General features: G+C 39.0%; 11 protein-coding genes and 1 pseudogene. 8 read left to right on the top strand and 4 right to left on the bottom strand.

Translation table 11 applies throughout. The features are described from left to right. Positions 1-182 precede the first annotated feature (182 nt). Both AC0KTX_RS15950 and AC0KTX_RS15945 read left to right on the top strand, forming a co-directional pair. Positions 183-407 (top strand): transposase, encoded by a 225-nt coding sequence (locus tag AC0KTX_RS15950; RefSeq protein WP_474253070.1) that lies wholly within the window; start codon positions 183-185, stop codon positions 405-407. Positions 408-1,156: 749 nt separating this feature from the next. Continuing rightward, on the top strand, positions 1,157-2,059 hold the full coding sequence (locus AC0KTX_RS15945; RefSeq protein WP_474253069.1) for a LysR family transcriptional regulator: 903 nt from the start codon (positions 1,157-1,159) through the stop codon (positions 2,057-2,059). A 79-nt stretch (positions 2,060-2,138) separates the two neighbouring features. On the opposite strand, the gene AC0KTX_RS15940 is transcribed toward AC0KTX_RS15945, so the two are convergent. The 3 genes and pseudogenes from AC0KTX_RS15940 to AC0KTX_RS15930 form a co-directional block, all read right to left on the bottom strand. Then, a complete protein-coding gene (locus tag AC0KTX_RS15940) occupies positions 2,139-2,219 on the bottom strand; it encodes a hypothetical protein (RefSeq protein WP_474253071.1) in 81 nt (26 codons plus the stop codon). Then, a pseudogene (locus AC0KTX_RS15935) lies at positions 2,219-3,019 on the bottom strand (IS3 family transposase); the annotation flags it as partial. The gene AC0KTX_RS15940 and the pseudogene AC0KTX_RS15935, both read right to left, overlap by 1 nt. A gap of 8 nt (positions 3,020-3,027) precedes the next feature. Then, complete coding sequence (locus AC0KTX_RS15930; RefSeq protein ID WP_474253068.1) at positions 3,028-3,324, bottom strand: transposase; 297 nt, start codon at positions 3,322-3,324, stop codon at positions 3,028-3,030. A gap of 256 nt (positions 3,325-3,580) precedes the next feature. Here AC0KTX_RS15930 and AC0KTX_RS15925 point away from each other — a divergent pair, with 256 nt between their 5' ends. Both AC0KTX_RS15925 and AC0KTX_RS15920 read left to right on the top strand, forming a co-directional pair. After that, a complete protein-coding gene (locus AC0KTX_RS15925; protein WP_474253067.1) occupies positions 3,581-4,096 on the top strand; it encodes an acyl-CoA thioesterase in 516 nt (171 codons plus the stop codon). A gap of 23 nt (positions 4,097-4,119) precedes the next feature. Beyond that, on the top strand, positions 4,120-4,491 hold the full coding sequence (locus AC0KTX_RS15920) for a hypothetical protein (RefSeq protein WP_474253066.1): 372 nt from the start codon (positions 4,120-4,122) through the stop codon (positions 4,489-4,491). Positions 4,492-4,707: 216 nt separating this feature from the next. Here AC0KTX_RS15920 and AC0KTX_RS15915 read toward each other — a convergent pair whose 3' ends face one another. Further along, positions 4,708-6,126 (bottom strand): NAD(P)-binding domain-containing protein, encoded by a 1,419-nt coding sequence (locus AC0KTX_RS15915; RefSeq protein WP_340789932.1) that lies wholly within the window; start codon positions 6,124-6,126, stop codon positions 4,708-4,710. A gap of 635 nt (positions 6,127-6,761) precedes the next feature. On the opposite strand from AC0KTX_RS15915, the gene AC0KTX_RS15910 reads away from it, so the two are divergent. The 4 genes from AC0KTX_RS15910 to AC0KTX_RS15895 all read left to right on the top strand — a co-directional run bounded on the left by AC0KTX_RS15910 (position 6,762) and on the right by AC0KTX_RS15895 (position 10,966). After that, positions 6,762-7,484 carry an ABC transporter ATP-binding protein gene (locus AC0KTX_RS15910; RefSeq protein ID WP_474253065.1) on the top strand — a complete coding sequence of 241 codons (723 nt, stop codon included), beginning with the start codon at positions 6,762-6,764 and terminating at the stop codon, positions 7,482-7,484. Further along, positions 7,481-8,506: an ABC transporter permease gene (locus AC0KTX_RS15905; RefSeq protein ID WP_474253064.1), complete on the top strand. Its 1,026-nt coding sequence runs from the start codon at positions 7,481-7,483 to the stop codon at positions 8,504-8,506. Before AC0KTX_RS15910 ends, AC0KTX_RS15905 begins: the two co-directional genes overlap by 4 nt. A gap of 30 nt (positions 8,507-8,536) precedes the next feature. Further along, entirely contained in the window at positions 8,537-9,190 is a 654-nt protein-coding gene (locus AC0KTX_RS15900) for a TetR/AcrR family transcriptional regulator (RefSeq protein ID WP_474253063.1), read from the top strand. A 717-nt stretch (positions 9,191-9,907) separates the two neighbouring features. Continuing rightward, the gene (locus AC0KTX_RS15895) at positions 9,908-10,966 is read left to right on the top strand and encodes a LacI family DNA-binding transcriptional regulator (RefSeq protein WP_474253062.1); all 1,059 of its coding nucleotides are present in this window, start codon (positions 9,908-9,910) and stop codon (positions 10,964-10,966) included. Positions 10,967-11,452 lie beyond the last annotated feature (486 nt).

Below are 11,452 nucleotides of genomic sequence, written 5' to 3'. Positions count from 1 at the left end.
GACGGTCTGATTGACATCTAAATCCAGCTAACATGATGCAAGGTTCGTGTACAAATCACAGAAAATGGTGAAGAGACGAAATTTCAGGTTTTTATTTATATTTTTTTGATGTTAGTCTAGATTATAGACACAACGAATAGAGAAATGTATAGTAAATCTATCAATCATAGGGAGTGTCTATAATGGCTAGACGTTTTGATACATGCAGTAAAATTAGTGATGAGGAAGGAAAAGCGGTCACTCAAACCGCAAGACAACTCGATATTTCACCAAAAACTCTTCATAAATGGGTCGCAGATTATAAAAAAGATGCCGAACATAGTTTTGTGTGGAGGAAACTAGTTCCCTATTCATTCCAAATTCATTTCAGAGAAACCCTACCCCATTACATTACACAAAATTCTTGACGGTACCGGTATTTTTCAAACCAGCCCTTTAGCGGAAGTGCACATCTCTGCTCATTCTTTTCTTTTTAGCTATCTATTCAAAAGCTTAGTTGAAAGAAATGCAACGACGAATGGATTAATGGTAATAGATAAATTAAAAATACTGGAATCCGCATATTTAGGGGTGAAAAAGAACAACCTACATATAAAGTCGTGTTTAGCAATCCTAAAATAAGTAAGTGAAACCGCTCTTTTTTTAGGAAATAAATATGATTTTTTAAATGGGCTGGAGGATTCTCATCCTATTTTTGTTGCAATTGCACCAGTAGCCCAAATGAAATCGTAAGGAACACCAAGTGTTGTTCGTAATTTCATCGCCACCAAACAAATTTAAAAAATGTATTAAGTGGCAAATTCAAACATTCAATTTTTTCATTTTTATATCGCTTGACTTGGAGCCTCTAACGGAATGAGTTTTTGCGAAGGGGCAAGCGATAGGGTTTTGCAAGGGAAACAAGCTAATCTTACCCGTACTCCATGTAATGGTGAATATGCAAACTCTTTATTGCCAAAAAATCCATTTCTTAAATGCCATTAGCAATCGGGTATCTAATTATGCTTATTATCGTCTCTCTGTTCTCCGTGTCCAATTTTTTAGTCTAACATCAAAGCTTTATGTTTCGCCTATTTGATAAAACAAATGTGAAGTGCTACAGTCAAAAGTATGGTAAACTTTATTATCATTAAAATGTAATAAGGTGTTTGATTTAATGGAAATTAAACAATTGAAGTGTTTTCTTGAGGTTACACGTACCGGCAATTTTACCACTGCGTCTGAGAATCTGTTCATGACGCAGCCTGCTCTTAGCAGAATTATCAAATCGTTGGAGGATGAAATTGGAGCACCGCTTTTCATCCGTACTAGAAAAAAGCTGATATTAACGGATGCAGGTCGTATTTTAAAAAAACATGCTTTAAAAATTGAAAATCAGCTGCAGCAATTGGATACGGAACTTGATAAAATGTTTACGCTAAAAAAGCGACAAATTCGCATTGGACTTCCTACGATTACCAATTCGATTTTCTTCTCAAAACTGATTGCTTCGTTTCATGAAGAATATCCAGAGGTGATATTCCTATTGGAAGAGGATGGTTCAAAGCCAGTTGAAGAGAAGGTTCTCAATAATTTATTGGATTTTGGGGTAGTCGTTCTTTCTGAAAGAAATGAACATCTCGAAAGTATTAAGTTTGTGAATGAAAAATTAAAACTAGTTGTTTCCTCGTCTCATCGTCTTGCCGGAAAACAGGAAGTGTCTTTGCAGGAACTGAAAGAAGAGGACTTTATTATGTTCAACCGGGATTTTGAGGTAAGAAATCTTGTCATCAATTCTTGTAGAAAAGCTGGCTTTCAACCGAAAATTGTTTCGGAAACATCACAATTAGAGTTTATTCAAGAATTGGTTGCTTACAATATAGGTATTACTTTGCTGCCTGAAAGTACATGTTTAGAACTATCAGATGATTTTCAAACGATAACCGTCACCAATCCGGACATTGAATGGAATCTGGCAATGATTTGGAGAAAGGATGCAAACTTATCACAGATTGCAAAGGAATTTATCCGATTTGCAAAAGTAAAGCTGTCGACAGCTAATCCCGGCCAGGATTCCTAATCCAAATTGAGTCAACAATAAGAAGGCTTCCTCTTGATGAAGTGACCCCTGTCAAGTAGACAGGAATAAAAAAGCACATTTAAGCAGCCTGAGTCCTATATTCATAAGGACTCAGGCTATTTAATTTCTTTTGGAAACGTTGATGGTTATAAAAACGAATATATTGTGTACGGCATCCTTCACCTCTTCGGCCGTGCGGAAGGAGTACAGATTAAAACACTCTGCCTTGAAATGGCTGAAGAAGTTTTCCATGCAGGCATTGTCCAAACAGTTTCCTTTCCTGGACATACTGGCCTTTATATTATATCTTTTTAGTAGGTTGTTGTATTGACGGGATGTATATTGGAACCCCTGATCACTATGTAGGAGGAGTCCATTTACATTCCGTTTTTTTATGGCCTTTTTTAGCGTGTCGATGACCAGTTTGATGTCATTTCTTTGACTGATATGGTAGGCTACGATTTCATTGTTGTATAGATCTTTAATGGCGGACAAATAGAGCTTTTGCCCATTAATAATTAAATAGGTAATATCTGTCACCCACTTCTCGTTTGGCTTTGACGCGTGGAAATCTCGGTTTAGATGGTTGTCTGAAATCACATAAGGCTCTTTCTTTCCGTAATAAGGTCGTTTCTTCCGAATCACCGCCCGGATTCCCATCTCCCTCATCAGCCTTTGTACTCGTTTATGGTTGATATCCAGTTTGTGTTTCCGTTTCAGCCAAACTTTGACTCTCCGATACCCATAGATTCCTTTCACTTCTTCATGGCACTGTTTGATTTTTTCCTTTAGCTGCTCGTCTTCCAAGTGCTTCTGCGAAGGGCGTTCCTGTCGTTTTACCCACTTGTAATATCCGCTTCGAGACACGCCTGCTATCTCACATAATAGTTGAATCGAACCATAACACCCGGCCATTTCTTGAATGATCGTGAACTTCTTGTGAGCTGGTACTGCTTCCATTCCCCCTTTCACCTCTTTAAGAGCTTTTTTAGCATCTCTACTTCCGCCTCAAGACGCTTGATTTTCGTTTCAGGATCTTCTGGGCGAGTTCTCGGTCTTCCTTTATTTGGTCCTTTCGCTTTGCCCCGTTTTTCCTCCAGACCTTGTATTCCTTCCTGTTCATAGCGTTTCACCCATCGACGTACCATGGAATGACTAATTCCCAATTCTTTTGCCACCGCTTTGTATCCCATGCCCTCTTTCAAATATAAATCCACAGCTTTCTTTTTAAACTTTGCATCATATGTTTTTCGTATTTTCCCCATAGAAAAATCCCCTCCATAGTAGACAGATTAATGGGCTTTCTTTTTTCTGTCTACTATAAGGGGATCATATCATGATAAGGGAAGCTTTTTATTTTGTGCAGGTTAAAGAGCGCTTCCATACTATTTTGTAATGAATTGTATATAGGATTGGCATTGTATCTTTGCAAACCAACTATATTATAATTCTCTTTGTAAAAATTCTAAATGCGGATGAAGCGTACGCTTCAAAAGTATTTTTATTTGCAAGGTGATCATAATGGAAGCAAAAAAAATGAAAGAAACACGTGTTGTTCAAACCGATCAAGTGCTCATTAATGATTTGAACAATTATCATACATTATTTGGCGGAGTTTTAATGAAGAAGATGGATGCATGTGCGACGCTTTCCGCCCGCAGGCATACAAGGGTAAAGGAATGTGTTACAGCATCGACTGACTCCGTTAATTTCCTTGAACCGATCCGGGTAAGTGATTCGGTTTGTATTGAATCGTTTGTTAGCTATACAGGTAAAAGATCAATGGAGATTTTCTGTAAAGTGATTGCAGAAGATCTTGAAACTGGGAAGCGGAGAATTGCGGCTACTGCATTTTTTACATTTGTTCCCCTGGATGAAAATAAAAGACCGTTGGAAGTTCCGCCTGTTATTCCAGAAACAGAGGAAGAAAAATATCTTTACGAAACAGGAAAAGAACGTGAAAAGATTCGCAAGTTAAAAAGACAAAAAAATAAAGAACTTGTGTCCAGACTTTCACTAAAAAAACCATGGGATTAAACGGAACAAAGGGATGATACAGTATGATCATAACATCTAGTTACCATGAGTTGAAAAATGCCCAAGCTGCTATCGAAAACTTAAAGGAAACAACACCACCTATATATCGGAAATTTTTAAATATCATCCATTTGACCCGTCAATTACAGTATGGATATCAATATATGGGTTCTTTGCTGATGGATGAAGACCCGGATCAATTCCAACCGAATTTTCAGGATGATTATGTAATGTCCATCTATCGTCAGGAAATTGAAAAACTAAAAGCAGATAAAAGATTTCCGGAATTAAAACAATTGCTGCAATCATATAAACATATTAGCTATACAAACATTAGCAAGCTGGCTTTAGGGGAAAAACCAGCAGCATTAATTGGTCCAGCTGTGGTCCATTAATTGCTCGAAGGGAACTGAAAAAATTTAATTGGGTGGATCGAACTTTGATTCGATTCACCTTATTTATTTTTAAAGAGTGTTAAAAGGCTGCTTTCTCCGGTCATAAATTCCATGCAAACAGCTGTCCGAAAAAATGTTGCTTGAAAAAAGGGGCGCCTCTTAGCTGAAAAATCAACTTGAGACAGCCCCCACACCACCAACGGTTATTCTAAAGCCTTACTCCTTTTTAGTCCATTCCCCGACAAATTCGATTTCGTTATAGGAAAAGAAGTCTTTCAATATCTTTTCACGATCATCTAAGAAAAGCTGATCCGCTACTTCAGATACGAGCCTGCGTATCCCGTATTTCAAGCCGGAAAGAGCAGCTGCCGTAATACCGCAGCTGATCAAACCCGAATAGTTGAAAGCGAAAAGTCCGTACAGAAGTTTTTTGCCCTTTTCATCGCGGCTTATAAAAGCGAAACCAGGGCTGAGATAAGGATGGGCATCAAGCATTGGATTGGCCAACTCCTTCGGGGGATGATAGCGGTCTCCCCAACGAGCTATGTGGCTTTCGACAAGTCTCAGCTCCGGACGCAAAGCAGGATCAGTGACGAGTCCGGTGCAGATGATCAGAAAATCGAAGGTGAACTTGCCCTGAGGTGTGGTCACTACAGCACCCTGATCTGCAGCTTCAACATCAAGCCATGGCGCTCCTAAGTGCAGTTGAAAACCGGGCCATGCGGCTGCGCGTCCGAAGGTATCGTTGGTCGGCGGCTGATTATATTTAAAGAAATGAGCGATGATTGCATATTTATCAGCGTCCGATAGAGCTTGGAAATGTTCGATTAGACCGGAAACTTCCATATAGCGGATCGGATTAATACGCTGCAATTCCTTGCGGCGAACAAAGACATGAACTTCTGCCGCACCCTCTGATAAGGCGAAATTGGCATTATCAAAGGCAGATGCGCCGCCGCCCAAAATTCCGATCTTTTTCCCTTGTAGTGCTTTAAAATCAATTGCTTCTGAGGAGTGGGCATAGAGATGACGCGGCAATTTTTCAGCAATGAAAGGAGGAACATGCCATTCGCCGCCGCCTTGAATTCCCGTGGCTAAAATAACCTTTCGTGCGAGCAATATGTCCGATGGTGCACCCGTTCCTTCAATATGAAGCCGATGAATCCCTTCATCAGTCGGCTCTATCAGCTTCAGCTTCACTTCATTGATGACGGGCAGATTGAGAACTTTCCGAAACCAGCGCAAATAATTCATCCAGTCTCCCCGAGGAATTTTGTCCAGCGCTTCCCAGCCTTCCGGTCCGAATTGTGCTTCCCACCAAGCGCGGAAGGTTAGGGAAGGAATCCCAAGGTCGATGGAGGTCAAATGTTTAGGTGTTCGCAAAGTCACCATACGGGCGTAGGTTTCCCACGGTCCTTCCAAGCCCTCTCGGTTTTCGTCAATGACGAGAATGTTGGATATCCGCTCGCGTAGAAGACCGAAAGCCGCACCTAAGCCGCTTTGGCCGCCGCCGACGATCACGACATCGTAGACATGCCCTTCAGGTTTTTTTAGCGTTCGCACCCAGCTTGGACCTCCGAAGGCGAGATAGGAAAGATCGGTTTTCACTTGTTTGTTTAATGCCTCTAGGCTCATCCTTTTTCACTTCTTTCAACTGTAAGAATTTGAAAGTCACATATGTCAGCTTATCCGTAAACAGAAATCCGCATGAGAAGAATTATTATATTGAATCAATCATTATTGTTTTTACAGTACCACTTGCCCATATAGTATCACTTCAACCATTTTTATTGAATGTGTATTGTATCTAAAATCTCCTTTAATCATTATGTAAAATAACTAAAAATGCTTGTTTATTTTCCTCTAAGGAACGAATACCAAGGCTATCTTCATCTAGTCGTTCCTGCAAAACACGCTAAATCAGTCAATAGCTAACCGATTGCCCCGATTTTTCCTGCATATTAATGGACATAATTTGTGCAAAAAAGCGCATCTTCTGATGTTCGTTCCTCATTCAATTTGTATGGAAGCAAGCATTAAAAAGATGGTTTTTCTTAGTTCAAATACTGGTTGCTGCTGCAGGGCAGGACCATTTTTGTTTGAATCCGCAGCGGTCAGTTTTTTTAAAGATAACTATTAAAGCCGAGTTTGTTTTAAAAAATTTTTTCTATTATTCGCAGAAATGAGTGATTACTCACTTCGCAAAATTCATTTGGTCATCTATAATGTATGTGAGTACTCACTCATTTTATACGAAAGGAAGGGAAAAAATGGCCTCAATGATTATTGTCCGTAAAGCTGCGATTTCATTCGGGAAGGAAAAAGTTCTAAAAAATATTGATTTGGACGTAAATGAGGGAGAGATTTTCGGGCTTCTCGGTCCGTCCGGCGCCGGTAAAACGACATTAGTCAAAATGATGGCAGGAATTCTTGAAGGAGATCAAGGAGAAATTTTGATCAAAGGTCAAAAAGTTCCTTCACTCGAGTTAATGAAATCAATTGGCTATATGGCTCAATCAGATGCCCTCTACCATGAGTTGACCGCTAAAGAAAACCTGGAATTTTTAGCTGCTATTTACGGGTTAAAACGACAAGAACGAAAGGCAGCGATTCAAGAAGTTTTAGAAATGGTCGATTTAACCAAGCATGGGGACAAAGTGGTGAGCCATTTTTCAGGCGGGATGAAAAGGCGGTTGTCGCTGGCGGCTTCGATCATGCATAAACCGGATCTATTAATTTTAGACGAACCGACGGTTGGAATCGATCCAGTGCTTCGCCAATCGATATGGCATGAATTAAGGAAACTAAAAAACAACGGGATGACCATTTTGGTTACGACCCATGTCATGGACGAAGCGGAAAAGTGTGATCGTCTGGCCATGTTAAGGGACGGTTATGTCATTGCTTGCGACACGCCGGAAAAGTTAAAGAAAAACCAAAAGGTTGATTCACTTGAACAAGCTTTTTTAGCATACGGGAGGGACGAGAAATGAAGATAGCAGCGGTTGTCATCCGAATTATAAGGCAGTTGTTAAGGGATAAACGGTCGATCGCGTTATTGGTCTTTGCGCCGCTATTAGTTATCACCCTTATCTGGCTGGTGCTGGACGGCGATCCATATGAGCCGAAAATAGCTGCGGAAAATCTCCCTCAGCCGTTTCAGCAAGCTTTACAAAACGAATTGGAGGAAGACGTTGTTCAAATGTCCGAAAGTGAAGCGAAGGAGGCTTTTCAAAAAGGGGAATTAGATGCGTTTATCACGGTAAAAAATCAACTTCCATATGTTTTGCTGGAAGGGAGCGACCCAACAGCCAATTCAGCGGTCATGAACGTGATTCAAACCGCTTTCAGCTCCCTGTCAGGGCAAAACAATGTGCAGCCGGCTGTTGAATATTATTATGGTTCTGACAATTTCAATCTATTTGATCAAATAGGTTCAGTGCTAATCGGTTTTTTCGTCTTTTTCTTTGTTTTTATTATAGGCGGCATTTCATTTTTGCGGGAAAGAACACAAGGGACATTAGAAAAATTGTTGTCGACGCCGATTAAAAGATGGGAGATTGTAACAGGCTATTTGTTGGGATTTGGCTTATTCACGATTGTTCAATCTTTCATTATTGTTGCTTATTCCGTATATGTACTTGATATTTGGATGGCAGGGGATTTTTGGCAGCTGTCAGTGGTCACTTTTTTACTGGCGATCACGGCGCTGACGCTTGCCACCCTTTTATCAGCCTTTGCGAATAATGAGTTGCAAATCATGCAGTTTATTCCGCTTGTCATTATCCCGCAAGTATTTTTCTCGGGGATCTTTAACTTGGAGACTATGGCAGAGTGGATGCAAGTGTTAAGTAAATTTATGCCGCTTACTTATGGAGCGGATGCCATGCAGGAAATCATGATCAAGGGAAAGAACTTATCCGATCTTTGGCATGATTTGCTTATACTAATCGGCTTTGCGCTTCTTTTCTATGTTTTAAATATATTTGCATTGAGAAAACATCGCAGGTTATAACAATAGTAGAGAGTATGAGGAGGAAAGCGTATGGAGCAGCAAGATTTTATGAACGAGCTAATGAAGGCGGCAGATAACAATTTAACACCAAAGCAGGCAAAAATTCTTCAAGCGGCAGTTGAAATTTTCGCCGAAAAAGGGTATGCTGCGACATCCACGAGCGAAATTGCCAAAAGAGCCGGAGTGGCGGAAGGAACGATTTTCCGTCATTACAAAACAAAAAAAGATTTGCTGATTTCCATCGTTTCACCGATGATTATAAAATTTGTTGTCCCCTTTTTTGCTGAAAAGTTTATCAATGAGGTTTTCCAAGATAAACACCTTGATGATTTTGAAGACCTGTTAAGGAAATTAATCTACAACCGCTATCAATTTGTTAAAAACAATGTTCCTCTGTTAAAAATCATTTTGCAGGAAATGGCGTTCCATACAGAAATTCAAGAAAAATATCGCGCCGCTTTTACGGAAACAGTTTTGCCTAGGTTTAAAAAAGTTGTTGACCATTTTAAGAAAAATGGGCAAATAGGCGATTTTCCCACTGAAACTGTTATTCGGTTGACGGTTAACACGGTTGTTGGCTTTTTCATTACCCGCTTTGTCGTTATGCCGGACTTTCCATGGGATGATGAAAAAGAATTGGAGTACACTGTCCAATTTATTCGAAGCGGGTTAAAAGGGGTTTGACAGGATAGGCCTGAATTCAAGCGGGGACGTCTCCCTTCTTTATATCCAGAAAATGGATTGAGTGGAAATGCTAATTTAACTATGTACAAAAATGATTGTTTAAAGCTATATAGTTTCTCTCATTGCCTTAGGGCAACTTTACATGGAGAGGCGGGCATGATAGCCTTGTTAGGCGGAGCCAGCTATTGATATTGCTGGCTTCTTGGCTCGTAAGTCATGCCCGTAGAGGCTCCATGTCAAGTTATACTATCCACCATTTAATAACATAATTATCCATAAAATCATTTTTTACATCACTATACAATCAAAATTGTACATTCTTATTTTGACATTTACAGATTGAGGGGAGGCTACCCCATTTTCCATCACATCATGTCTTTTCCACGTCCTTTTCCCGATTGCCGGTTTTTTATTGCCTTTTAAAAAATAGACATGGGACTTCTGTAAACTTTCCTATCAATGTTTTCACTCCACAACATCCTAAGGTTTATGAACAAAACAATTAAGCACTTAAGCCCGTCTATCGGGCAAAAACGTCTGATATTATATTTTTTTTAAGTACGATCAAATCCACTTCACCTGGAAATTTCTATTTTTAGGTAGAAATTAAGAAGAAAGAATTAGGATATATGTATGAAAAAAAAGGTTGATAATTATCGTGAAGTTGTATAATATAAAAACAAGTTAAACGTTTAAATTGGATTTGGGGGGGGATTCATGGTTACGATTAAAGATATTGCGAAGAAAGCAAATGTTTCAACGGCAACTGTTTCTTACGTGTTAAATGAAACCGGTAACATAAGTGAAGAAACTCGAAAGAGAGTATTGAAAGTAATTGAAGAGTTAAATTATCGTCCAAATCAGATCGCAAAAAGTCTGAAAATGCAAAAAACAAAATCAATTGGAGTTGTCGTTGAAGACATTACAGTGTTCAATTCCCCTGAAATTATAGATGGCATTAACGAATATGCAGAAAAAATGGGGTTTACCATTATTTTAACAAACATGAGGCTGCATAAGCGGATTGGCCATAATTTTAGCAATGTTGAACAGTGTAAAGAAATTGCCTCTAAACTAGTAGATGAACTGTTAAGTAAAAAAGTTGACGGAATCATTTATATTGGAATGCATACACGTGATGTAACAGAAGTGATTAAAAAAATTAATAAGCCGATCGTTTTTACTTACTGCTATACAACGTCTGATGATCAATATTCCATTAATTATGATGATGAGCAAGCGGCCTATGATGCAACAAATTATTTAATCCAAAAAGGGCATAGAAAGATTGCGCTTATTAGTGGGTTAATCGATTCAATTCCGGCCCATTCACGATATACCGGCTACTATGAAGCGCTGAAGAAACATCAATTGATGTTCAACCCTGCATATATTAAAACAGGGGATTGGGAATATGAATCAGGGTACAAAATGACGAAAGAGCTGCTTGAATTAAAAGACCGTCCGACTGCGATTTTGGCAATGAATGATTTAATGGCCGGCGGCGCTATTGAGGCTTGTAAGGATCTTGGCTTGGATGTGCCGAAAGATATTTCAATCATTGGCTTTGATAACCGGGAATGCAGTCAATACTATTTTCCGAAACTAAGCACCATGAGTTTGCCGCTTCGTAAAATGGGGCAGCTGTCGACGGAAGTAATCGTTGATTTAATTAATAACAAATCCCCTGATCTAGACAAATTGAAAAAATTGCGTTGTGAATTAATTGAAAGAGATTCTGTCGCATCTATTCAGACAACAGAGTCAAAAAAATAGCAAATGGCTATGCTAAAACCCTCAAACAGCAATGGAAACCGCATCAATGGACAAGCTAAACCATAATCCGATTAGTAATAACTTAACACCTTCGTCTAAAGCCGTTGGAATAAGTTGAATGGAAGAAACGGCAAATAAAAAATAACATATACGATTCCTCTCAACATGTTTTACAACTAAGAATAAAGGTCTTTTTTTCAAGTATAGTTAAACGATTAACTATACTTGAATTGATATATATCAAGAATTTGTATTCTTGGGGGGTGAGATTAGGAAAAAATTATATCTATATCACTTATTTTCGATGTTATGTTTGTTTTTGAACACCAACTTCAAGAAGGAGGAAGAAATGTTGACTATTTAGCCCCTAAATGAACTTGGACAATAAGAGTAAAAAATAATATACTGCTTAATGTACCAAGGAGGCTAAACAACATGACACGAACCAAACACTCCAAGGAGTTTAAATTACAAGTCATCAAAGAG

This window comes from Aeribacillus sp. JST-2 (assembly GCF_056032925.1).
This window is presented reverse-complemented; position numbering and strand designations above follow the sequence as displayed.

Excerpts from the sequence above, each read along its gene's own strand:
- AC0KTX_RS15950 (WP_474253070.1), top strand. The coding sequence starts at position 183 with ATGGCTAGACGTTTTGATACATGCAGTAAAATTAGTGATGAGGAAGGA.
- AC0KTX_RS15945 (WP_474253069.1), top strand. The coding sequence starts at position 1,157 with ATGGAAATTAAACAATTGAAGTGTTTTCTTGAGGTTACACGTACCGGC.
- AC0KTX_RS15930 (WP_474253068.1), bottom strand. The coding sequence starts at position 3,324 with ATGGGGAAAATACGAAAAACATATGATGCAAAGTTTAAAAAGAAAGCT.
- AC0KTX_RS15925 (WP_474253067.1), top strand. The coding sequence starts at position 3,581 with ATGGAAGCAAAAAAAATGAAAGAAACACGTGTTGTTCAAACCGATCAA.
- AC0KTX_RS15920 (WP_474253066.1), top strand. The coding sequence starts at position 4,120 with ATGATCATAACATCTAGTTACCATGAGTTGAAAAATGCCCAAGCTGCT.
- AC0KTX_RS15915 (WP_340789932.1), bottom strand. The coding sequence starts at position 6,126 with ATGAGCCTAGAGGCATTAAACAAACAAGTGAAAACCGATCTTTCCTAT.
- AC0KTX_RS15910 (WP_474253065.1), top strand. The coding sequence starts at position 6,762 with ATGGCCTCAATGATTATTGTCCGTAAAGCTGCGATTTCATTCGGGAAG.
- AC0KTX_RS15905 (WP_474253064.1), top strand. The coding sequence starts at position 7,481 with ATGAAGATAGCAGCGGTTGTCATCCGAATTATAAGGCAGTTGTTAAGG.
- AC0KTX_RS15900 (WP_474253063.1), top strand. The coding sequence starts at position 8,537 with ATGGAGCAGCAAGATTTTATGAACGAGCTAATGAAGGCGGCAGATAAC.
- AC0KTX_RS15895 (WP_474253062.1), top strand. The coding sequence starts at position 9,908 with ATGGTTACGATTAAAGATATTGCGAAGAAAGCAAATGTTTCAACGGCA.